A 20,980-nucleotide genomic window follows, 5' to 3' on the forward strand; every position below is an offset into this window, starting at 1 on the left:
CGGGCGCGGTGTTTTGTGTTTTCCGGCGCCGCGCGTCTGGCTGTCTGTAACCCCCCCCCCCCCCGCCCGGGCGGGGGGGGGCGGGCCCCCCCCCCCCCCCCCCCCCCCCCCACCGCACGGGGTCCTCACCGGAACTCGTGGACCACCGCGATCGCGCCGACGATGTGCGCGTTGAACTCGTCCAGCTCCTCGGCCGGCACCCAGAGCTCCAGGATCGTGCTGCCGCCCGCCTGCTGGACCGGGTAGCGCCGGACGAACTCCGTGTCGACCTCGAAGCGGGTCACATAGCCGGCGCCGTCGTGCTTGACGTTCCAGTCCCGGGCGATCCTGATCGCGTAGTCCTCGTTCAGCACCGGGTAGAAGATCGGCTGCTCGGGCAGCCGGGGCGGCCAGGCGCGCCACTCCAGCTCCCGGACCAGGTCGAGTTCCACGGGGCCGGTGGGGCGCCAGAGGGTCGTGGTCGGGCGGGGGCTGGTCATGGCGTACGACTTCCTGTGCGGGCTGCGGGGCGGAAGCCCGACGTTATCGGCGCCGGGGCTCGTGCGGCCACCGGGTTTCCGCTCCGGCCGGGCGCGTTGCTCCCCTCGCGGGTACGGCCGTGACCCCCGGCCGTCCGCGTAGTTGAAACGGGCATGAAGAAGCGCAGCATGCTCGCCATCGCCAGCCTGGCCACCGGATTCGTCGTGGCCGCCATCACCCCGTCGCACGCCGCCGACGAAGGTCCCCTCGGCGACCTGAACGTCTCGGGCACCCTGGAGCACGTGGACCACGTCGTGAGCCAGGACAGCTTCCAGGCCGACCAGAACCTGCTGGGCCAGGAGTAGCCCGGCCGGGCGTCGGTGACCGGTGGTGCCGGGGTCCCGTGGGCGGGGCACCGGCACCCCGCTCTGCGCGCCCTCAACGGGAACTGGTTTCCGTGGCAGTGTGGAGCGGGCAAGCCACAGGGGGCCAACAGAAGAGGGGGAGTCCGTGATCGTCTGGGTCAACGGCGCGTTCGGTGCGGGTAAGACCACCACCGCACGTGAACTGATCGAACTGATCCCGAACAGCACGCTCTTCGACCCCGAGGTCATCGGCGGGGCACTGACGCACCTGCTGCCGGCCAAGCACCTCGCCGAGGTCGGCGACTTCCAGGATCTGCCGATCTGGCGACGACTGGTGATCGACACGGCGGCCGCGATCCTCGCCGAGCTGGGCGGGACCCTGGTGGTCCCCATGACGCTGCTGCGCCAGGAGTACCGCGACGAGATCTTCGGCGGCCTCGCCGCCCGCCGGATCGCCGTCCGGCATCTGTGTCTCACCCCGGCCGAAACGATCCTGCGCGAGCGAATAGCGGGCCGCGAGATCCCACCCGACCTGCCCGACGGCGAGATACGCGTCCGGCAGTGGTCGTACGACCAGATCGAGCCCTACCGCGCGGCCCTCGCCTCCTGGATCGCCGCCGACGCCCATCTCGTCGACACCAGCGAACTCGGGCCGTACGAGGCGGCGGTGCGGATCGCGGAGGCGGTGGGGAGTGGCGAAGCCGTGGTATGTGACATAGTACAAACCCCCGAACCCACCGCCGAAACCATCGCCGCAGGCGTCCTCCTCTTCGACGAGCACAACCGCTTCCTCCTCGTGGACCCCACCTACAAGGCCGGCTGGGAGTTCCCCGGCGGTGTCGTCGAGCCCGGCGAGGCGCCCGCCCGGGCGGGGATCCGCGAGGTCGAGGAGGAGACCGGGATACGGCTGGAGGAGGTGCCGCGGCTGCTGGTCATCGACTGGGAACAGCCCGCACCGCCCCGCTACGGCGGCCTGCGGCTGCTCTTCGACGGCGGCCGGCTCGACTCCGCCGAGGCCGGCCGGCTGGTGCTGCCGGGGCCCGAACTGCGGGGCTGGCGCTTCGTCACCGAACAGCAGGCCGCCGAGCTGCTGCCGCCGGTGCGCTACGAACGGCTGCGCTGGGCGCTGCGGGCCCGCGAGCGCGGTGCCGCGCTCTATCTGGAGGCCGGCGTCCCGGTCGGTTGACATTGCCTGACGCACCGTCAAGTCTCCGCATCCTTGGTCTGGTTGGCGGGGACTTTGGCATTTCCCGGGGGTACGGAGAGCACTTTGCCCGGGGTGGAAGGTTCCTAGGGGAAAACGAGGGTGAATTGAAGCCGTCCCGGTATGAACAAGAACGTGAAGGAGGTACACAAACGTTCTACCGTCGGTGCGCAGCTCAACTTCCTCGCGGCCGCTGGCCGCCGTGCACAGGCCGGACATCCACCGGCTGAAGGAGGGACATGCGCGCGCATACTTCGGCCCTCACAAGGGGACTCGCACTGACCGCCGGGCTCGTCCTGGCGCTCGCCGCCTGCAGCAGCGGGGGAGGCGGCGGGGGCAGTGGCGGCAAGGCCACCTCGGCCGGTCTCACCGACTGCTCCACCGAGGGCAAGGCCGACACCTGCAACTCCGGTACCAACAAGGCCGGCGGCACCTTCACCTACGTCATCGAGAAGAACATCCAGCAGTGGAACGTGCAGGACACCAACGGCAACACCTTCGAGAACGCCGAGGCGCTGAGCCCGGTACTGCCCCAGGTGTACGTCCCGCAGCCGGACTTCAGCGTCAAGCTCAACACCGATCTGGTGACCTCGGCGACCCAGACCGGCGCAAGCCCGCAGACGCTCGTCTACAAGATCAACCCCAAGGCGTCCTGGAACGACGGCACCGCCATCACCGCCGACGACTTCGTCTACTACTGGCGCACCAACGACGGCAAGGACTGCCCGCCGCCGCCCGCCAGCGACTCCACCCAGACCAAGGGCTGCCTGCCGGAGAGCACCGCCGGCTACGACCGGATCAAGTCGGTCACCGGTTCCGACAACGGCAAGACCGTCACCGTCGTGATGGCCAAGCCCTACGCCGACTGGAAGTCCCTGTTCGGCGCGGGCTACCCGTTCTACCCGGCACACGTCGCCGAGAAGGTCTCCGGCGCCAAGGCGGGCGACGCGGCCCACATGACGGCCGCCCAGCTGACCCAGGGCTGGCAGTACTTCCAGAAGAACCCGCCCACCAAGTACGCGACCGCGGGCCCCTACAAGATGACCGAGTGGGTCGACAACGACCACGCCACCTATGAGCCCGACCCGAAGTGGACGGGCACGAAGGCCACCCTGCAACGGCTGATCTTCAAGGTCATCTCGGACGCCACCCAGGAGCCGATCGCGCTGCGCAACAACGAGGTCCAGGGCATCTACCCGCAGCCCGAGGTCGACCTCGTCAACCAGGTCAAGGCCATCCCCGACGTCACCTACACCATCGGCAGCGGGCTGACCTGGGAGCACTTCGACCTCAACCTGCACAACCCGGTGATCGGCAAGTACCTGGCCCTCAGGCAGGCGATGTTCACGGCCATCAGCGTCAAGGACATCATGGCCAAGACGGTCGCCCAGTTCGATCCCGGCGTGAAGCAGCTCTACAACCACAACTTCGTCCCGGGGACCGCCGGTTACAAGGACGTGGTCAGCGCCAGCGGCCAGGGCTCGGGTGACCTCACCAAGGCCAAGAAGTACCTGACCGACGCCAAGTTCACCGGAGTCGGCACCACCCTGAAGACCCCGGACGGCAAGGCCGTCGGCCCCTTCAACTGCCGGTACACCACCGGCAACCAGATCCGGCAGAGCGAGTGCCAGATCCTCCAGAGCGACCTCGCCAACCTGGGGATCAAGGTCACGATCAAGCCGATCGGCGCCGCCGACCTCGGCACGGTCCTGGCCGGCCACCAGTACGACATCATCGTCTTCGCCTGGGTCGCCTCGCCGTTCGCGATCAGCGGCGCCCAGCAGCTGTGGACGACCGGAGCCGGCGGCAACTACGGCGGCTACAGCAACAAGCAGGTCGACTCCCTGATCAGCACGGCCATCGGCGAGACCGACCAGACCAAGGCCGCCGCCCTGCTCAACCAGGCCGACCAGATCATGGTCAACGACGCCTACGTACTGCCGCTCTACCAGAAGCCCACCTTCCTCGCGGTGCAGACCCGGTTCGTCAACATGCGGAACAACTCCACCAACGTCGGACCGCCGTACAACGTCGGCGAGTGGGGCCTCAAGAAGTAACCCCGCCGCCCCGTCGGATTCGAATCCCGGCCCCGGCGACCCCGGGGCCGGGCCTCCGCGAGAGAAGACCGCATGCTCGCCTACACCGTGCGCCGCATCCTCGTCTCCATCCCCGTCCTGATCGTCTCGACGTTCATCGTCTTCCTGGTCGTCATCAACTCCGGCGACCCGGTGGCCAACTTCGCCACCTCCCGGCAACCGCCGCCCAGCAAGGCCGCGGTGACCGCGTTCGCCCGGCACATCCACGCCGACCAGCCCGCCGTGGAACGCTACTGGAACTGGATCACCGGGGTCCTGCACGGCGACTGGGGCCCCTCCGTCCAGACCAACCTGGACATCGGGCACGACCTGTTCACCCGCTTCCGGGTCACCGTCACCCTGGTCGCCGCCGCCATGCTGCTCGCCCTGGTGATGTCCATCGTGTTCGGGGTGTTCAGCGCGATCCGCCAGTACAGCGTCGCCGACTACACCATCACCTTCCTCGGCTTCCTCTTCCTGGCCATGCCCGTGTTCTGGTTCGCGGTGCTGCTCAAACAGGCCGGCATCTGGTTCAACCAGCAGACCGGCAGCCAGTTCCTCGGCACCATCGGCGAGAAGTCGCCGTACCTCGAAGTGGACACCACCTGGAACGAGTTCACCGACCGCCTCGGCCACCTCATCCTGCCCACCATCACCCTCGCCCTGGTCTCCTTCGCCTCCTGGACCCGCTACACCCGCGCCGCCATGCTGGAGGTCCTGGACAGCGACTACGTACGGCTCGCCCGCGCCAAGGGGCTGCGACGCGGAAAGGTGCTCACCCGGCACGCCCTGCGCACCGCGCTCATCCCGCTCGCCACCGTCACCGCCCTCGACATCGCGATCATCCTCGGCGGCGCCGTCATCACCGAGACGATCTTCCAGTGGCACGGCATGGGCGAGATGCTCGTCCAGGCCGCCACCACCCTCGACGTCTACCGGACCATGGCCTGGCTGCTGCTCTCCGCCGTCGTCGTCATCGCCTTCAACCTCTTCGCCGACCTCCTCTACGCCGTACTCGACCCGAGGATCCGCTATGACTGACATCGGGGCAGTCGGGCCGACCGGTACCCGGGCGCCGGGCGACGACCACGAGTTCACCGTCGCGCAGCGCAGCCAGACCCGGCTCGTGCTGCGCCGCTTCCTGCGCCACCGGGCCGCGATGATCAGCCTCGTCGTGTTCGTGCTGATCGTGCTCTGGGCGTTCGTCGGACCGCACTTCTGGCACTACTCGTACACCAAGTTCACCCCGGACAACTCCCAACCCCCGTCCTGGAAGCACCCGTTCGGCACCGACTCCTCCGGGTACGACGCCTACGCCCAGGTGATGCGGGGCACCCAGACCTCCCTGAAGATCGCCATCCTGATCGCCCTCGGCTCCACCCTGGTCGGCGCCGTGTGGGGTGCCGTGGCCGGCTTCTACCGGGGCTTCGTCGACGCGTTGATGATGCGCATCGCCGATCTCGTCCTCACCCTCCCGCTGTTCGCGATCGCCCTGGTCATCTCCTCCCGCAGCGGCGGCTCCTGGTACTGGATCGCCGTCGTGATCGCCGGACTGACCTGGGCCTACGTGTCCCGGGTGGTGCGCTCGACCGTACTGTCGCTGCGCGAGAAGGAGTTCGTGGAGGCCGCCCGGGCGCTCGGCGCCTCCGACACCCGGATCATCTTCCGGCACCTGCTGCCCAACGCGCTCGGACCGATCATCGTCAACGCCACGATCCTGGTCGCCACCGGCATCCTCACCGAGACCGCCCTGTCCTTCCTCGGATTCGGCGTCCAGCCGCCCGACACCTCCCTCGGACTGCTGGTCGCCCAGGCCCAGACCGCGGTGGACACCCGGCCCTGGCTCTTCTACATCCCCGGCGCCTTCATCATCGCCATCGCCCTCACCATCAACTTCATCGGCGACGGGCTGCGCGACGCCTTCGACCCCCGGCAGCAAAGGGTGCGACAGTGACGGCCACCGACAACGGCAGCGGAAACAGCGCGATCAGCGGGGCGGGCCGGGTCGTCGCCAAGGGCGAGGAGTCCGGCGCCGTGCTCGAGGTCGAGGACCTGAGCGTGGAGTTCCCGACCGAGGACGGTGTCGTACGGGCGGTACGCGGCGTCGGCTACCGGCTGGAGCGCGGCGAGTCCCTGGGCATCGTCGGCGAGTCGGGCTCGGGAAAGTCCGTCACCGCGCTGGCCGTGATGGGGCTGCTGCCGGGCTCGGCACGGGTACGCGGCTCGGTACGGTTCGAGGGCACGGAACTGCTCGGGATGTCCGACGCCCGCCTCTCCGACGTCCGGGGCAGCGGCATCGCCATGGTCTTCCAGGACCCGATGACCTCCCTCAACCCCGTCTACACGGTCGGCTACCAGATCGCCGAGACCCTGCTCAGACACAACCCCCGGCTCGGGAAACGCCCCGCCCGCGCCCGCGCCGTGGAACTCCTCGGCACGGTCGGCATCCCGAGCCCCGAACGGCGCGTCGACAGCTACCCGCACGAACTCTCCGGCGGCATGCGCCAGCGCGTCGTCATCGCCATCGCGATCGCCAACGACCCGGACGTGATCATCGCCGACGAGCCCACCACCGCCCTCGACGTGACCGTCCAGGCCCAGATCCTGGAGGCCCTGGAGACCGCCCGCGCCGAGACCGGCGCCGCACTCGTCCTGATCACCCACGACCTCGGCGTGGTCGCCGGCCACACCGACCGGGTCGCCGTCATGTACGCCGGCCGGATCGTGGAGACCGGCTCGGTCGAGGACATCTTCTACACCCCGCGCATGCCCTACACCCTCGGCCTGCTCGGCTCGCTGCCCCGCCTCGACCGCGAGGAGGAGCGCCTGACCCCCATCACCGGCTCCCCGCCCTCGCTGCTCAACCTGCCCCCGGGCTGCCCCTTCGCCCCCCGCTGCCCGATGCGCCGGGAGCCCTGCGACACCACCGAACCCGCCCTGCGCCCGGTCGGCTCCGCCGCCCACCGCAGCGCCTGCCACTTCGCCGACGAACTGGTCGACACGGCGGCCGGCGAGGTCTTCGACGCCGTCGGCGCCGACACCGAGGCCCTGGCCCGGTTCGCCGACCTGGAGGACGATGCCCGATGACCGCCCCCCTGCCCCTGCTGCCCCCGCTTCCGGACCACGGCGGCACCGGCACCCCCGTCCTCCAGGTCCGCGACCTCGTCAAGCACTTCCCGGTGATGTCCCGGGGCGTCGTCCGCCGCCGGGTCGGCGATGTGCACGCCGTCTGCGGGGTCTCCTTCGACCTGTACGAGAACGAGACGCTCGGCCTGGTCGGCGAGTCCGGCTCCGGCAAGACGACCGTCTCCCGCACCCTGCTCAACCTGGAGACCGCCACCTCGGGCACCGTGCACTACCGGGGCCGCTCACTGACCGACCTGAGCCGACGTCAGATGCGGCCGCTGCGCCGCGAGTTGCAGATCGTCTTCCAGGACCCCTACGCCTCCCTCGACCCCCGGATCTCCGTCCACGAGATCGTCGCCGAACCCCTGCGCATCCACGGCCGGTACGGCCCCGGCGCGAGCGACGAGGTACGCGAACTGCTGCGCCTGGTCGGCCTCAACCCCGAGCACGGCAACCGCTTCGCGCACGAGTTCTCGGGCGGCCAGCGCCAACGCATCGGCATCGCACGGGCGTTGGCGCTGCGCCCCAAGGTGATCGTCCTGGACGAGCCGGTCTCCGCGCTGGACGTGTCGATCCAGGCCGGCGTCCTCAACCTGCTCATGGACCTGCAGAGCGAACTGGGCCTGTCCTTCCTGTTCGTGGCCCATGACCTCTCCGTGATGCGGCATGTCGCCGGCCGGGTGGCGGTGATGTACCTGGGCCGCCTGGTCGAGATCGCCCCCGCCCGGCAGCTCTTCGCCCGGCCCGCGCACCCCTACACCCAGGCCCTGGTCTCCGCCATCCCGCTGCCCGACCCGCGCAAGGAACGCGCCCGCACCCGCATCACCGTCCAGGGCGAGGTCCCGAGCCCGGTCCGCCCGCCCAGCGGCTGCCGCTTCCGCACCCGCTGCCCCACCTTCGCCAACCGGCTCACCGACACCGAACGCACCACCTGCGTCGAAGAGGTGCCGGAGCTGGTCGACCGGGGCGGCGGCAACCCGGTCGCCTGCCACTACGCGGAGAGCGTGGAATTGCTGTAGCCGTCCGGGTACGGGAACGGCGTCAGCCGGCTCTCCCGGCCCAGCCGCCGGAAGAAGCCCTCCATGCCCACCGCGAGCGGGGCGTGCCGGACCACCGACTCGGCGGCGCCCCGGGGAATCCCCTCGGGCCGCCGCCCGTCGGCGCAGGCGCGCACGAACTCCGCCCGTTCCTCACCCCGGTACCCGTACAGCGCGGTGACGAGCCAGACCACCAGGTGGTAGGAGGTGTACGCGCGGTCGTAGTGCCGATGCCGGTCGAAGAAGTCCCGCTCGTCGGGCGTGAGCCGGAAACGGGAGCTGAGCGAGAGCCCGAAGTCGGTGAGGTACAGCTCCCGGCCGTCGGTGAGGATGTTGCGGAAGTGGGCATCCAGATGCAGGAGCTGCCGTGTGTCGAGGAAGGACGTCAACTCCTCCAATTGCCGAGCCACTTGACGACAGGCGGCATCCGCCCGGTCCGTGCGCAGTTCGGCGTCCAGCCAGTCGTGCAGGGTGGACGGGAAGTGCTCCAGGAACAGGGTCAGGCTCGCGGAGGCGTCGCGAAGACCCTCGACGCGTTCCCGCAGGCCCGTCGAACCGCCCCAGTAGGCGACCACCTTCTCGACGTCCGCGAGTTCCTCGGGCAGCGGGTGGGCCGTGTCCGGCAGGACCCGCCAGTGGTGGAGCAGCGGGAAGCCGGGGAAGCGGCCGGCCAGTACCCAGTTCGTCGTCGCGCTGTGCGCGGCCAGCTCCCGCCAGGCGGTGAATCCCGGGCCGCACACGGCACCCATGCCGTAGTGGCAGTACGCCGGCAGGCCGAAGAGGTTCGCGGTGGAGCGGACGTGCGGCCGGGTCCGCTCCCGGTCGGTCAGGGGGATCCGCTTCACGAACACCGCGCTGCCGTCCACCGTGATCCGCACGGCTCTGCCGCCGACCCCCGTGCCCAGCGACTCGCCCGCCGCGACCAGCTCGGCCAGTTCGACGTCGCTGAGCAGGGCCAGGGAGGTCGCGATGTCGGCGTGGGCGGCGATGCGGCGCGCGGTGTCGGTCATCCCCTCATGCTGTGGGCGGCGGCCCGTAGCTGTCCGCGGATTCCCTCAGGAGACGGGACGCGTGCGCGGTCACCGGGTCTCCGTGGCCGAAGCACGCCACGTCGGCGTCCAGCGCGGCCAGCCGCCGGAAGGACGCGACCGCCCGCGTCCGGTCGAGGTTGAACACCCCGAGCAGCACCGAACCGTCGACCGGCGAGGCCGCCACCGCGTCCCCGGTGAACAGCACTCCGTACGAGGGCAGATGGAGCGCGACGCTGCCCTCGGTGTGGCCCGGCGCGTGGACGACCCGGGCACCGCCCCCGAAGTCCAGCACATCACCGTCGTCCACCTCCGTGACCCGGTCCGGGCGGACCGGCTCACCGGCGGGCAGCCGCCGTGCCGCCTCGGCGTGGATCGGCCGTTCCCACTCCTCGAACACCGGTGGCGGGCCCGGGAGTTCACCCCGGATCACCGGTGCGTCGAGCCGGTGGGCCAGCACCTCGGCACCGCTCAGGGCGGCGAACTCGGCCGCCCCGCCGACATGGTCCTCGTGGAAATGGGTGAGGACGATCCGTCGTACCGACGAAGGGGACCGCCCGAGCGCGGTGAGCGCGTCGGCGATCGGGCGGCCCGCACCGAGCGGGCCCGCGTCGATCAGCGTCGAGGAGCCGGAGTCCGGGTCGTACCAGAGGCAGGCCTGGCCGACCGGGAAACGCAGCAGGTGCAGCCGGGGGAGCAGCTCGATGACGTCCATGCCCCGAACGTACGGAGGGCCCCCGTCCGCGGACGAGGGCCCTCCGCTGTCGGCAGAGCGGTTCAGCCGGCCGCGTAGTTGCGCAGGAAGAGCGCCTCCGTCACCGACAGGCGCTCCAGCTCCTGCGGGGACACGCTCTCGTTGACCGCGTGGATCTGTGCCTCCGGCTCGCTCAGGCCGATCAGCAGCAGCTCCGCCTCCGGGTACAGGCTCGCGAGGGTGTTGCACAGCGGGATGGAGCCGCCCTGGCCGGCGTACTGCATGGTCTCGCCCGGGTAGGCGACCGCCATCGCGTCGGACATCGCCTGGTACGCGGGGCTGGTGGTGTCGGCCCGGAACGGCTGGCCCTGGCCCACCATCTCCGACCGCACCCGCGCACCCCACGGCGTGTGCGCCTCCAGATGGGCCTGGAGCAGCTTCGTCGCCTCGGCCGCGTCCACACCCGGCGGCACCCGGAGGCTGACCAGCGCGCGGGCAGAGGCCTGCACCGACGGGGTGGCGCCGACCACCGGCGGGCAGTCGATCCCGAGCACCGTGACCGCCGGACGCGCCCAGATGCGGTCCGCGACCGAGCCCTCGCCGATCAGCCCGACACCGTCCAGCACCCGGGCGTCCTTGCGGAACTGCTCCTCGTCGTACTCAAGCCCGTCCCAGCGCGACCCGGGCGCGAGCCCGTCGACCGTCGTGGAACCGTCCTTTGCCCGCAGCGAGTCCAGTACCCGGATCAGCGCGGCCAGCGCGTCCGGCGCGGCACCGCCGAACTGGCCCGAGTGCAGATTGCCCTGGAGTGTGTCGATCTGGACGCGGACCATGGTCATCCCGCGCAGGGTCGTGGTCACGGTCGGCAGCCCGACCCGGAAGTTGCCCGCGTCCCCGATGACGATCGTGTCCGCGGCCAGCAGGTCCGGGTGCTGCTCGGCGTACCGCTCCAGACCGCCGGTGCCCATCTCCTCCGAGCCCTCGGCGATGAACTTGACGTGGACCGGGACGCCGCCGTTCGCCCTGAGCGCGCGCAGCGCCAGCAGGTGCATGATCACGCCGCCCTTGCAGTCGGCGGAACCGCGCCCGTACCAGCGGCCGTCCCGCTCGGTCAGCTCGAACGGCGGGGGGGTCCAGGCGGCCTCGTCCAGCGGCGGCTGCACATCGTAGTGCGCGTACAGCAGGACCGTTTTGGCACCTTCCGGGCCCGGCAGGTAGCCGTACACCGACTGCGTGCCGTCCGGGGTGTCCAGCACGGCGACGTCCACGAAGTCCTCGGCGCGCAGCGCGTCGGCCACCCACGTCGCGGCGCCCTCGCTCTCGCTCTTCGGGAACTGGGCGAAGTCCGCCACCGACTTGAAGGCCACCAGCTCGGCGAGCTCCGCCTTGGCCCTGGGCAGCAGGGCGGCGACGGTCTCGGCGACTGGATTGGACGACATGGGCACGCTCCTCGTGGGTGCGACGTTCAACTGGTGAGTACACCGATCCTCCCACAGCGGCCTGCGGCGATCTCCGCCGTAGGATGCGGGGGAACAGGTGACAGGTGTCGGCCTACGGACGGACAGGGCCTGACGACCTACGGCTTGACATGGCTTGATCTTGTATACGGCTTGATTCGGCTTGATACGGCATCTACGGCTTGATCGGAGCAGCGGACCATCGTGAGCGGCGAGAATTCTTCGGCGGACGACGTGCAGGCGGACGGCGGGCAGCGGGTGTGGGACGTCGTCGTGGTGGGCGCGGGACCCGCGGGGGCCTCGGCCGCGTACGCGGCGGCGGTCGCGGGACGGCGCGTGCTGTTGCTGGAGAAGGCCGAGCTGCCCCGTTACAAGACCTGCGGCGGCGGCATCATCGGCCCCTCGCGCGACGCGCTGCCGCCCGGCTTCGAGCTGCCCTTCAAGGACCGGGTGCACGCGGTCACCTTCTCCCACAACGGACGGTTCACCCGCACCCGCCGCTCCAAGCAGATGATGTTCGGGCTGATCAACCGGCCCGAGTTCGACCAGCAGCTGGTCGAGCACGCCCAGAAGGCGGGCGCCGAGCTGCGTACGGGCGCCGCGGTGCAGCGCGTCGAGCAGCACGGCTCGGCGGTCCCGGACCGGCGCACGGTCGCCGTCGTCCTGCAGGGCGGTGAGACGCTCCTGGCCCGCGCGGTGGTCGGTGCCGACGGCAGCGCCAGCCGGATAGGCGCGCACGTCGGGGTGAAGCTCGACCAGGTGGACCTCGGCCTGGAGGCGGAGATCCCGGTGCCGGAGACGGTCGCCGAGGACTGGAAGGGCCGGGTCCTCATCGACTGGGGCCCGATGCCCGGCAGTTACGGCTGGGTCTTCCCCAAGGGCGACACCCTCACCGTCGGCGTGATCTCGGCGCGCGGCGAAGGCGCCGCCACCAAGCGGTACTTGGAGGACTTCATCGCCCGGCTCGGCCTGGCCGGCTTCGAGCCGAGCATCTCCTCCGGCCATCTGACCCGCTGCCGAGCCGACGACTCGCCGCTGTCCCGGGGCCGGGTCCTGGTCTGCGGCGACGCGGCCGGCCTCCTCGAACCGTGGACCCGCGAAGGCATCTCCTTCGCGCTGCGCTCGGGGCGGCTCGCGGGGGAGTGGGCGGTCCGGATCGCCGAGGCCCACGACGCGGTGGACACCCGCCGCCAGGCGCTGAACTACGCCTTCGCCATCAAGGCCGGCCTCGGCGTCGAGATGAGCGTCGGCAAGCGGATGCTCGCGGTGTTCGAGCGCCGGCCCGGCCTGTTCCACGCGGCCCTGACCGGCTTCCGGCCCGCCTGGCGGGCGTTCAAGGAGATCACCCAGGGCCGGACCTCCCTCGGCGAGCTCATCCGCTCCCATCCGCTGGCCCAGCGCGCACTCACCACACTCGCTCCGCAGCCGGTCGCCGCGGGGACTGCCGCCGAGGCGGACGCGGACGACATGGACAGCGAGGGCTCGGTCACCTCGTGACGGCGATCCGGAAGACCGGGTGGTCGGGGGCGATGCGGCGCAGGTCGGCGTCGGGGGAGTCGGGGCCGACCCCGTTGAAGAAGACGCCGACCTCGGCCTTCCAGCGCTTCAGGTAGGCCCGCAGCAGCTCGACCTTGTCGTCGTCGGCGACCTCGGTGGCGGTGAAGGCGTCCACGTTCTTGCCGAGCCGCAGTTCGCCGCCGCCGGCGGCGCGCATGTTGCGGGTCCACTGGACGTGGCCGCGCGGCGCGACCAGATACTGCTGTCCGTCGACTGTCAGCAGGTTCACGGGCGTGGTGCGCCATTCCCCGCTCTTGCGTCCCCGGACCGCGAGGACGCGGGAGCCCCAGATGCTGAGACCGCGCCGGGTGAGCCAGGCCACCGCACGGTTGAAGACGTTGACGGTGAACCAGCCGGGCTTCTGGACGTGTGTCGACACGGTGACCCCCACAGTTTGGGAGAGCAGTGCTCTCGCTTGAGGAACAGTGTGGGGGAGATCGGTGATCCATAGCAAGAGCGGTGCTCTCGTTTCTGAGCGGTGCTCGTGATTGTGAGCGCCGCTTCACAACGAGTGCACCGCTCCAAACTGTGTGCACCGCTCTGCGAACCTGGCAAACTGCTTCCCATGACCACCCCCCAGGGCGCCCGCGCGCGAGCCAGGATGGAAGTCACCACGGCCATCAAGGACGAGGCCCGCAGACAGCTCGCGGCCGAGGGCGCGGCCAAGCTGTCGCTGCGGGCGGTCGCGCGCGAGCTCGGGATGGTCTCCTCGGCGCTCTACCGCTACTTCCCCAGCCGCGACGACCTGCTCACCGCACTGATCATCGACGCCTACGACTCCCTCGGTGAGGCCGCCGAGACCGCGCACGCCGCTGCCGCCGGCCTCCCCTCGGCGGAGCGCTGGGTCGCCGTGTGCGAGGCGGTACGCCGCTGGGCGCTGGCGCATCCGCACGAGTACGCGCTGATCTACGGTTCGCCGGTGCCCGGCTACGCGGCGCCGGACACCACCATTCCGCCGGCCGCCCGGGTCGCCCTCGTCCTCATCGGCATCCTGCGCGAGGCGTTCGAGCGGCGCGGTCTGGCCCGTACCCCCGTGCCCGCCGGGCTCGCCCCCGAGGCCCGCCGGATGGCCGACGAGCTGGTGCCCGGGCTGCCGCCGGAGGTCGCCGTGGCGATGGCCGCGGCGTGGGCGCAGCTGTTCGGACTGGTGGGGTTCGAGCTGTTCGGTCAGTTCAAGGGGGTCGTGGAGGACCGGGAGCAGTTCTTCCGGCATGCCGCCGCCCAGCTAGCCCACGGGGTCGGGCTGGTCTTCCCCTGAGCGGCTCCGCTCATCCGGAGACCTTGTCCAGGAACGCGGCGAGGTTCGTCACCGTCCGCTCTATCCTCTCCTCCAGCGTGAGCGACTCCGGCATGCGCCCGCCCACGCCCGCGTCCCGCTTGCCCCGCACGTACAGCGAACAGGCGAGGTCGCTGCAGAGGTAGGCGCCCACCGAGTTGCCCTGCTGTCCGGCCCTGCCCGCCTTTGCGGCGACCATCAGCGAGACGCCCCCGGTGTGCGTCGTCAGGCAGATCGAGCACATGCTGCGCCGGGTCTGCCAGGAGGAAGGGCTCGGGCAGCGCAGCACCAGGGCCCGCGCGCCGCCGTCCGCCTCGGTCACCAGACAGGCGCGGTCGGGCGCCTGCGGGTCCCGCCACCCGAAGTAGTCCAGGTCGGCCCACGGCCGTTCGTCCAGGTCGTGCGGGATGTTCAGCCGCTTCGCCGCGCCCTTGGTGCAGTTCACGAACGCGGCACGGATCTCTTGCTCACTCAGCTGCCTCATACAGCGCACGCTAATTTGCCTAAAAGCTTTAGGCAACTTCATAATCGCTTCAGGCGCAGGTGAAGCGGAGGAGCGATGTGGCGCGAGCGGGACTGACCACGGAACGACTGGTCCGGGCCGGAGCGGAGCTGGCCGACGAGGTGGGCTTCGACCAGGTGACCGTCTCGGCACTGGCCCGACGGTTCGACGTGAAGGTCGCGAGCCTGTACTCGCACGTCAAGAGCTCCCAGGACCTGCGGACGAGGATCGCGCTGCTGGCGCTGGAGGAACTCGCCGACCGGGCCGCCGACGCGCTCGCCGGCCGGGCCGGCAAGGACGCCCTCGTCGCCTTCGCCGACGTCTACCGCGACTACGCCCGCGCCCACCCCGGCCGCTACGCGGCGGCCCGGCTGCGCCTCGACCCGGAGACGGCCGCGACCAGTGCCGGCGTCCGGCACTCCCAGATGACCCGGGCCATCCTGCGCGGCTACGACCTGACCGAACCGGACGAGACCCACGCCGTCCGGATGCTCGGCAGCGTCTTCCACGGCTACGTCGACCTGGAGCTCAGCGGCGGCTTCAGCCACAGCGCCCCCGACAGCGCCCAGTCCTGGGCCCGCATCCTCGACGCCCTCGACGCCCTGCTCCGCAACTGGCCCACACCGGCCTGACCCACCCGCCCCCCCACGGCATCCCTACGGCATTCCGACGGCATTCCTACGGCAGGCAGAGACGATGCAGATCACCGACGACGGTCACCACTGGACCACCACCCCGATCACCGCCGACCTCCTGCGCGGCGCCCTCGACCTGGAACGGACGGCGCACGGCATCCTGCCGCACCGGCTCCCGGCCCGGGCCCGCGCCCAGTGCGCCGACCCGCAGCTCGCCATGGTCGAGGCCCAGCCCTCCGGCGTACGCCTGGTGTTCCGCACCCGCGCCACCGCCGTGGAACTGGACACCCTGCCCACCAAGCGGCTCTACGTCGGCGCGCCGCCCCGGCCCGACGGTGTCTACGACCTGCTCGTCGACGGCGTCCTGGCCGATCAGGGAGTGGTGAGCGGCGGCAGGGTCCAGGTCGTCGACCTGGGCGCCGGGACGACGGAACTGCGCCCCGGCCCCGTCGGCACCCTCCGTTTCACCGGCCTGCCCGAGCGCGAGAAGGACGTCGAGATCTGGCTGCCGCACAACGAGACCACCGAACTGGTCGCGCTGCGCACCGACGCCCCGGTCACCGCCGTGTCCGACCGGGGCCGCAAGGTCTGGCTGCACCACGGGAGTTCCATCAGCCACGGCTCCGACGCGGCGAGCCCGACCGCCGTCTGGCCCGCGCTCGCCGCCGCGCTCGCCGGGGTCGACCTGGTCAACCTGGGGCTGGGCGGCAGCGCGCTGCTCGACCCGTTCACCGCCCGCGCGGTCCGGGACACCCCCGCCGACCTGATCAGCCTGAAAATCGGCATCAACGTGGTGAACGCCGACCTGATGCGGCTGCGGGCCTTCGGTCCCGCCGTCCACGGCTTCCTCGACACCGTCCGCGAGGGACACCCCACCACCCCGCTGCTGGTCGTGTCGCCGATCCTGTGTCCCATCCACGAGGACACCCCCGGCCCCACCGCCATGGACCTCAGCGCCTTCGGCGAGGGCCGGCTCCTCTTCACCGCCACCGGCGATCCGGCCGAGCGCGCGAGCGGCAAGCTCACCCTGTCCGTCATCCGGGACGAGCTGGCCCGGATCGTGGCCGAGCGCTCGGCCGACGACCCGCACCTCCACCACCTCGACGGCCGTGCCCTCTACGGCGAGGCCGACTCCGCCGAACTGCCGTTGCCCGACCGGCTCCACCCGGACGCGGTCACCCACCGCCGCATCGGCGAACGCTTCGCCACGCTGGCCTTCGCGGGGGACGGCGCGTTCGCGGGCGGAGGTACGGTCGCGGGCGGTGACCCGGCCTCGGGCGACGCCCGCTGAGTCGACGCCCCTCACAGCGCGGGGGAGGCCGACTCCCCGTCGCCGCTGTCCGGGACCAGGACGACCTTCCCCGCGACCGTCCCCGACTCGGCGAGCCGCAGGGCCTCCGCGGCCCGGGTCAGCGGCAGCCGGGCGGCGACGCGGGCGGCGACCTCGCCGCTCTGGAGGGCCTGGAACACCTGGGTGAGGTCGGTGCTGAGCCGGGCCCGGAACCGGTCCTTGCGCAGGGCCCGGCCCTCCCAGATGTTGAAGAAGTACGCGTGCCGGCCATTGGGCAGCGCGTTCCACAGCCACACCCGGCCGAGGATCTTCAGCACCGGCAGCTGCTTGGAGCCCGAGTCGTCCCGGGTGGTGGCGCTGCCGTAGGAGACGAGGGTGCCGCCCGGGGCGAGCAGCCTCCAGGAGTCGACGACACTGCGGCCGCCGAGGTGGTCGAAGACGGCGTCGACACCGCCGGGGGCGAGTTCGCGGACCCGGGCCGGGACGTCCTCGGCGCGGTAGTCGACCGGGGTCACGCCCAGCTCGCGCAGCGCCTCGTGGTGCCGGGTGGAGGCCGTGCCGATCACCTTCAGACCCGCCGCACGCGCGAGCTGGACGAGGACCGTGCCGACCCCGCCGTTGGCGCCGTGCACCAGGACCGTCCCGCCACTGCGCACCCGGGCCTTGCGGTGCAGCATCTGCCAGGCCGTGATCCCGTTGACCACCAGCGTCTCCGCCTCCGCCGCGCCGACACCCGCGGGCACCTCCACCGCGTCGGCCGCGTCGAGCACGACATGGCTGGCCCAGCCGCCGACCTTGACCAGCGCCGCCACCCGCCTTCCCACCAGTCCGGGCGTGACCCCCGCGCCGGCCGTGAGCACCGTCCCGACCAGGTCGTAGCCGGGGACGAAGGGGAAGGGCGGCTGGTCGTAGTAGCGGCCGCGGCGCATCTGCTGCTCCGCGAAGGAGACGCCGGTGGCCTCCATGCGGACGACGATCTGGCCGGGGCCCGGGGCGGGGATCTCCCGCTGCTGGATCCGGAGCCCTTCCGGTTCCACGACGCCCGGCAGGACGACCTCGACGAGCCGGGTGTTTTCGACGGTTTCCGCAGTTCCCATGACGACCTCCGTGAGTAGAGCCGTTCGCAAGCGGGAGAGGTTCTCGCTTGAGTTAGAAGCTATAACAAACATGACTGGTGCTCGCGAAGGTGTCAAGCTCTCGCGGTGGGGGTTTCCGTCGCGGGAGTTAGAGGTACTCTCGAAAGTGATAGGTTGAAACACTCAAGTCCGAGAACTGGAGCGTGAGGGTCATGGCGGCAGGCGCGGACGCGGACGCGATGAGCCCCCGCGAGCGGTACCGGGCCCAGGTGCGGGCGGACATCAAGGCGCGCGCCTGGGAGCAGATCGCCAAGGCCGGCGCGTCGGGCATGTCCCTGAACGCGATCGCCAAGGAACTCGGCATGAGCGGCCCCGCCCTCTACCGCTACTTCGGCAGCCGCGACGAGCTGATCACCGAGCTGATCCGGGACGCCTACCGCAGCCTCGCCGACACCTTCCGGACCGCCGCCGACTCCGGTGCCGGCCTCCAGGGCCTCGCCCAGGCCCTGCGCCGCTGGGCGCTCGACGACCCGCAGCGGTACTTCCTCGTCTACGGCACGCCGGTGCCCGGCTATCACGCGCCCGAGGACGTCACCGGCATCGCCCAGGAGATCATGGCGGCCCTGCTCGACGTCTGCGCGGCGGCCGAGCCCCAGGCGCCTGCGCCGGTCTCCGCCGGTTTCACCGCCCACCTCTCCCAGCACCGCGAGTGGGCCGGCGGTCATCCCGCCCCGCCGGGGGTGCTGCGCCGGGCGCTGGGGTTCTGGACCCGGATGCACGGCGTGCTCTCCCTCGAACTCGCCGGGCACTTCACGGGGATGGGATTCGCCGCCGACCGGCTCTTCGACGCCGAGGTGGCGGAGCTGGCCGCCGGGCTCTGACCGCACCCGGCGGCCTACTTCCCCGGGAGTACGCGTGATCACCTCGCCGGGCTGACGCCCGCGCGGGCCGGCGCCGTCTAGCGTGGCGGTCATGGACGAGCAGGGCGTACGGGAGCGCGGCCCCGCGCAGCCGTGGCACTACGGACCCCCGTGGTGGCAGCGCGACGACGGCGGCGAGGGCGGATCGCCGCGCGGCCGTCTGCCGTGGCGCACCACCGTGCCGCTCACCGTCCTGGTGCTGGCGGCCTCCAACTTCGCCGCCCACGAGCAGCCGCACCGCGTCCCCCTCGACGGTTACGCGCGGCTGCTGATCCTCGCCACCTGCGCCCTGCTGCTCTGGCGCCTGAGGCACCCGGTGCCCGTGGCGTTCGGCACGGCCGGGCTCGCCCTGGTGTACGTCGGGGCCGGGTATCCGTACGGCCCGATCTTCGCGGCCGTGGCGGTGGCCTGCTTCAGCGCCGTCGTCGCCGGGCACCGCCGGGCCGCCTGGGCGGCCCTCGGGATGCTGTGGGCCGGCCACCTGCTGATCTCGCTCTGGCTGTACCGGTGGCTGCCACCGCCCGGCGACACCGGAGCGAATCTCGGCAAGGAAATGATCGTCGCCACCTGGGTGCTGATCATCGTCTCGGTGGCCGAGCTGGTCCGGCTGCGGCGCGAGCAGTGGGCCCGGGAGCGGGCCGACCGCGCCCAGGCCGCCCGGCGGCGGGCGGACGAGGAACGGCTGCGGATCGCCCGCGAGTTGCACGACGTCCTCGCCCACAGCATCTCGGTCATCAACGTCCAGGCGGGCATGGGCCTGGCGCTGCTCGACTCCGACCCCGAGCAGGCCCGGTCCGCGCTCACCACCATCAAGGCCGCCAGCAAGGAGGCGCTCGGCGAGGTCCGCCAGGTGCTCGACACCCTGCGCGCCCCGGGAGACGCGCCGCGCGCGCCCGCCCCCGGCCTCGGACGGCTGCCGGAACTCGTCGAACAGGCGGCGAGCGCCGGTCTCACCGTGGCGGTCGAGGGGGAGCCGCCACGCCTGCCGCCCGGCGCCGACCTGGCCGCCTTCCGTGTCGTGCAGGAGGCGCTGACCAATGTCGTACGGCACTCCGGTTCACGGCACGCGCGCGTGCGGCTCGAACACGGGGGCGGGGAGCTGCGGTTGCGGATCGACGACGACGGTCCGGCGACCGGCGCGGACGCGGGCGGCAGCGGCAACGGGCTGGCCGGGATGCGGGAGCGGGCGGCCGCGCTGGGCGGCACGATCGAGGCGGGACCGCGCGCCGACGGCGGCTTCCGGGTGCTCGCCGTACTGCCCCTGGACGGCAACGACGGCAACGACGGCAACGACGGCAACGACGGCAGTGATGACAGGCGTGACAGGGAGGACCGATGATCCGGGTGCTGCTCGCCGACGACCAGTCGCTGGTGCGGGCCGGGTTCCGGGCGTTGCTCGACGCCCAGCCGGACATCGAGGTGGCCGGGGAGGCGGCGGACGGCGAGGAGGCGGTGCGCGCGGTGCGTGAACTGCGCCCCGACGTCGTCCTGATGGACATCCGGATGCCCGGTCTGGACGGCCTGGCCGCGACCCGGCGCATCACCGGGGCGGAGGGGCTCAAGGACGTCAAGGTGGTCATGCTGACGACGTTCGAGCTCGACGAGTACGTCTTCGAGGCGATCCGGTCCGGAGCGTCCGGCTTTCTGGTCAAGGACACCGAACCGGAGGAACTCGTGCGCGCCGTCCGGGCGGTGGTGGGCGGGGACGCGCTGCTGTCGCCCGGGGTGACGCGCCGGCTGATCGCGGAGTTCGCGGCCCGCTCCAAGGAACCGGCCGCCGCCGACGCCCTCGGCCGGCTCACCGAACGGGAGAGGGAGGTGATGGCCCTGGTGGGGATCGGCCTGTCCAACGAGGAGATCGCCCGCCGGCTGGTCGTCAGCCCCCTCACCGCCAAGACCCATGTGAGCCGCACGATGGTCAAGCTGGGCGCCCGCGACCGGGCCCAACTGGTCGTGCTTGCCTATGAGTCGGGGCTGGTCCGGCCCGGCTGGCTGGGCTGACCGGGCCGGCTGGGCTGAGGGGACCGCCGGAAGCGGACGAGCACGCTGACCACCCGGGCGCAGAACAGCAGGGCGGCGAGCACCGCGCCCACCGGCGGCAGGGCGCGTTCGAGCACGGCGGGCAGATCGAACAGCAGCGCCGGACCGGCCACCACGCCGAAGGCGACCGCCGCCGCGAACACCGCGCTGCACAGCGCGTATCCGATCTCGACGGTGATCGCGTCCCGCTCCGCCTGGCCGCGCCGTCCCCCGTGACTCGTCATCCCGGCAGTGTCAC

The 20,980-nt window shown here is 71.5% G+C and carries 22 protein-coding genes; 14 read left to right on the forward strand and 8 right to left on the reverse strand.

Annotated elements, in window-relative coordinates:
* Positions 1–125: 125 nt before the first annotated feature.
* Positions 126–479, reverse strand: a complete 354-nt coding sequence (locus ACGFZS_RS33010) for a hypothetical protein (RefSeq protein ID WP_390983724.1) — start codon at positions 477–479, stop codon at positions 126–128.
* A gap of 153 nt (positions 480–632) precedes the next feature.
* On the opposite strand from ACGFZS_RS33010, the gene ACGFZS_RS33015 reads away from it, so the two are divergent.
* From ACGFZS_RS33015 to ACGFZS_RS33045, 7 genes are all read left to right on the forward strand, one after another.
* A complete protein-coding gene (locus ACGFZS_RS33015) occupies positions 633–824 on the forward strand; it encodes a hypothetical protein (RefSeq protein WP_393546862.1) in 192 nt (63 codons plus the stop codon).
* A 145-nt stretch (positions 825–969) separates the two neighbouring features.
* Positions 970–2,010, forward strand: a complete 1,041-nt coding sequence (locus ACGFZS_RS33020; protein WP_393798154.1) for an NUDIX domain-containing protein — start codon at positions 970–972, stop codon at positions 2,008–2,010.
* 257 nt (positions 2,011–2,267) lie between these two features.
* Positions 2,268–4,085 carry an ABC transporter family substrate-binding protein gene (locus ACGFZS_RS33025; RefSeq protein WP_393798155.1) on the forward strand — a complete coding sequence of 606 codons (1,818 nt, stop codon included), beginning with the start codon at positions 2,268–2,270 and terminating at the stop codon, positions 4,083–4,085.
* Between the two features lie 72 nt (positions 4,086–4,157).
* Positions 4,158–5,144, forward strand: a complete 987-nt coding sequence (locus tag ACGFZS_RS33030) for an ABC transporter permease (RefSeq protein ID WP_393798156.1) — start codon at positions 4,158–4,160, stop codon at positions 5,142–5,144.
* Entirely contained in the window at positions 5,137–6,057 is a 921-nt protein-coding gene (locus tag ACGFZS_RS33035; protein ID WP_393798157.1) for an ABC transporter permease, read from the forward strand. The genes ACGFZS_RS33030 and ACGFZS_RS33035 overlap by 8 nt, the downstream gene beginning before the upstream one ends.
* 32 nt (positions 6,058–6,089) lie before the next feature.
* Entirely contained in the window at positions 6,090–7,190 is a 1,101-nt protein-coding gene (locus ACGFZS_RS33040) for an ABC transporter ATP-binding protein (protein WP_393546888.1), read from the forward strand.
* Positions 7,187–8,248: an ABC transporter ATP-binding protein gene (locus ACGFZS_RS33045; protein ID WP_393798158.1), complete on the forward strand. Its 1,062-nt coding sequence runs from the start codon at positions 7,187–7,189 to the stop codon at positions 8,246–8,248. The genes ACGFZS_RS33040 and ACGFZS_RS33045 overlap by 4 nt, the downstream gene beginning before the upstream one ends.
* Here the strand turns inward: ACGFZS_RS33045 and ACGFZS_RS33050 are convergent.
* The 3 genes from ACGFZS_RS33050 to ACGFZS_RS33060 all read right to left on the reverse strand — a co-directional run bounded on the left by ACGFZS_RS33050 (position 8,221) and on the right by ACGFZS_RS33060 (position 11,427).
* Positions 8,221–9,276, reverse strand: coding sequence for a protein kinase family protein (locus ACGFZS_RS33050; RefSeq protein WP_393798159.1), 1,056 nt, complete (start codon positions 9,274–9,276; stop codon positions 8,221–8,223). The genes ACGFZS_RS33045 and ACGFZS_RS33050 overlap by 28 nt on opposite strands.
* Positions 9,277–9,280: 4 nt before the next feature.
* Entirely contained in the window at positions 9,281–10,009 is a 729-nt protein-coding gene (locus ACGFZS_RS33055; RefSeq protein WP_393798160.1) for an MBL fold metallo-hydrolase, read from the reverse strand.
* Positions 10,010–10,071: 62 nt separating this feature from the next.
* Positions 10,072–11,427: a dipeptidase gene (locus ACGFZS_RS33060; RefSeq protein ID WP_393798161.1), complete on the reverse strand. Its 1,356-nt coding sequence runs from the start codon at positions 11,425–11,427 to the stop codon at positions 10,072–10,074.
* A gap of 222 nt (positions 11,428–11,649) precedes the next feature.
* Here ACGFZS_RS33060 and ACGFZS_RS33065 point away from each other — a divergent pair, with 222 nt between their 5' ends.
* On the forward strand, positions 11,650–12,942 hold the full coding sequence (locus ACGFZS_RS33065; protein WP_393668392.1) for a geranylgeranyl reductase family protein: 1,293 nt from the start codon (positions 11,650–11,652) through the stop codon (positions 12,940–12,942).
* On the opposite strand, the gene ACGFZS_RS33070 is transcribed toward ACGFZS_RS33065, so the two are convergent.
* On the reverse strand, positions 12,932–13,381 hold the full coding sequence (locus tag ACGFZS_RS33070) for a nitroreductase family deazaflavin-dependent oxidoreductase (RefSeq protein ID WP_393798162.1): 450 nt from the start codon (positions 13,379–13,381) through the stop codon (positions 12,932–12,934). The two genes, ACGFZS_RS33065 and ACGFZS_RS33070, sit on opposite strands and share 11 nt — an antisense overlap.
* A 186-nt stretch (positions 13,382–13,567) precedes the next feature.
* On the opposite strand from ACGFZS_RS33070, the gene ACGFZS_RS33075 reads away from it, so the two are divergent.
* A complete protein-coding gene (locus ACGFZS_RS33075; protein ID WP_393798163.1) occupies positions 13,568–14,260 on the forward strand; it encodes a TetR/AcrR family transcriptional regulator in 693 nt (230 codons plus the stop codon).
* Between the two features lie 10 nt (positions 14,261–14,270).
* Here ACGFZS_RS33075 and ACGFZS_RS33080 read toward each other — a convergent pair whose 3' ends face one another.
* Positions 14,271–14,762, reverse strand: a complete 492-nt coding sequence (locus ACGFZS_RS33080; RefSeq protein ID WP_393798164.1) for an FBP domain-containing protein — start codon at positions 14,760–14,762, stop codon at positions 14,271–14,273.
* Between the two features lie 77 nt (positions 14,763–14,839).
* Here ACGFZS_RS33080 and ACGFZS_RS33085 point away from each other — a divergent pair, with 77 nt between their 5' ends.
* On the forward strand, positions 14,840–15,412 hold the full coding sequence (locus ACGFZS_RS33085) for a TetR/AcrR family transcriptional regulator (RefSeq protein ID WP_393798165.1): 573 nt from the start codon (positions 14,840–14,842) through the stop codon (positions 15,410–15,412).
* A 64-nt stretch (positions 15,413–15,476) separates the two neighbouring features.
* Positions 15,477–16,706 carry a GDSL-type esterase/lipase family protein gene (locus ACGFZS_RS33090; protein WP_393798166.1) on the forward strand — a complete coding sequence of 410 codons (1,230 nt, stop codon included), beginning with the start codon at positions 15,477–15,479 and terminating at the stop codon, positions 16,704–16,706.
* An 11-nt stretch (positions 16,707–16,717) separates the two neighbouring features.
* On the opposite strand, the gene ACGFZS_RS33095 is transcribed toward ACGFZS_RS33090, so the two are convergent.
* Entirely contained in the window at positions 16,718–17,803 is a 1,086-nt protein-coding gene (locus tag ACGFZS_RS33095; protein ID WP_393798167.1) for a medium chain dehydrogenase/reductase family protein, read from the reverse strand.
* A 191-nt stretch (positions 17,804–17,994) separates the two neighbouring features.
* Here ACGFZS_RS33095 and ACGFZS_RS33100 point away from each other — a divergent pair, with 191 nt between their 5' ends.
* The 3 genes from ACGFZS_RS33100 to ACGFZS_RS33110 all read left to right on the forward strand — a co-directional run bounded on the left by ACGFZS_RS33100 (position 17,995) and on the right by ACGFZS_RS33110 (position 20,703).
* Positions 17,995–18,663, forward strand: coding sequence for a TetR/AcrR family transcriptional regulator (locus ACGFZS_RS33100; RefSeq protein WP_393798168.1), 669 nt, complete (start codon positions 17,995–17,997; stop codon positions 18,661–18,663).
* An 82-nt stretch (positions 18,664–18,745) separates the two neighbouring features.
* Positions 18,746–20,041: a sensor histidine kinase gene (locus ACGFZS_RS33105; protein ID WP_393798169.1), complete on the forward strand. Its 1,296-nt coding sequence runs from the start codon at positions 18,746–18,748 to the stop codon at positions 20,039–20,041.
* Entirely contained in the window at positions 20,038–20,703 is a 666-nt protein-coding gene (locus ACGFZS_RS33110) for a response regulator (protein WP_393798170.1), read from the forward strand. Before ACGFZS_RS33105 ends, ACGFZS_RS33110 begins: the two co-directional genes overlap by 4 nt.
* Here the strand turns inward: ACGFZS_RS33110 and ACGFZS_RS33115 are convergent.
* Complete coding sequence (locus tag ACGFZS_RS33115) at positions 20,664–20,966, reverse strand: DUF6332 family protein (RefSeq protein ID WP_393798171.1); 303 nt, start codon at positions 20,964–20,966, stop codon at positions 20,664–20,666. The two genes, ACGFZS_RS33110 and ACGFZS_RS33115, sit on opposite strands and share 40 nt — an antisense overlap.
* Between the last annotated feature and the right edge of the window lie 14 nt (positions 20,967–20,980).

Origin of the sequence: Streptomyces sp. NPDC048288 (assembly GCF_043201555.1) — a bacterium.
Taxonomy (GTDB): domain Bacteria; phylum Actinomycetota; class Actinomycetes; order Streptomycetales; family Streptomycetaceae; genus Streptomyces.

Coding starts and splice junctions, on each gene's coding strand:
- ACGFZS_RS33010 (WP_390983724.1), bottom strand. CDS start 479: ATGACCAGCCCCCGCCCGACCACGACCCTCTGGCGCCCCACCGGCCCC.
- ACGFZS_RS33015 (WP_393546862.1), top strand. CDS start 633: ATGAAGAAGCGCAGCATGCTCGCCATCGCCAGCCTGGCCACCGGATTC.
- ACGFZS_RS33025 (WP_393798155.1), top strand. CDS start 2,268: ATGCGCGCGCATACTTCGGCCCTCACAAGGGGACTCGCACTGACCGCC.
- ACGFZS_RS33030 (WP_393798156.1), top strand. CDS start 4,158: ATGCTCGCCTACACCGTGCGCCGCATCCTCGTCTCCATCCCCGTCCTG.
- ACGFZS_RS33035 (WP_393798157.1), top strand. CDS start 5,137: ATGACTGACATCGGGGCAGTCGGGCCGACCGGTACCCGGGCGCCGGGC.
- ACGFZS_RS33045 (WP_393798158.1), top strand. CDS start 7,187: ATGACCGCCCCCCTGCCCCTGCTGCCCCCGCTTCCGGACCACGGCGGC.
- ACGFZS_RS33050 (WP_393798159.1), bottom strand. CDS start 9,276: ATGACCGACACCGCGCGCCGCATCGCCGCCCACGCCGACATCGCGACC.
- ACGFZS_RS33055 (WP_393798160.1), bottom strand. CDS start 10,009: ATGGACGTCATCGAGCTGCTCCCCCGGCTGCACCTGCTGCGTTTCCCG.
- ACGFZS_RS33060 (WP_393798161.1), bottom strand. CDS start 11,427: ATGTCGTCCAATCCAGTCGCCGAGACCGTCGCCGCCCTGCTGCCCAGG.
- ACGFZS_RS33075 (WP_393798163.1), top strand. CDS start 13,568: ATGACCACCCCCCAGGGCGCCCGCGCGCGAGCCAGGATGGAAGTCACC.
- ACGFZS_RS33080 (WP_393798164.1), bottom strand. CDS start 14,762: ATGAGGCAGCTGAGTGAGCAAGAGATCCGTGCCGCGTTCGTGAACTGC.
- ACGFZS_RS33090 (WP_393798166.1), top strand. CDS start 15,477: ATGCAGATCACCGACGACGGTCACCACTGGACCACCACCCCGATCACC.
- ACGFZS_RS33095 (WP_393798167.1), bottom strand. CDS start 17,803: ATGGGAACTGCGGAAACCGTCGAAAACACCCGGCTCGTCGAGGTCGTC.
- ACGFZS_RS33100 (WP_393798168.1), top strand. CDS start 17,995: ATGGCGGCAGGCGCGGACGCGGACGCGATGAGCCCCCGCGAGCGGTAC.
- ACGFZS_RS33110 (WP_393798170.1), top strand. CDS start 20,038: ATGATCCGGGTGCTGCTCGCCGACGACCAGTCGCTGGTGCGGGCCGGG.
- ACGFZS_RS33115 (WP_393798171.1), bottom strand. CDS start 20,966: ATGACGAGTCACGGGGGACGGCGCGGCCAGGCGGAGCGGGACGCGATC.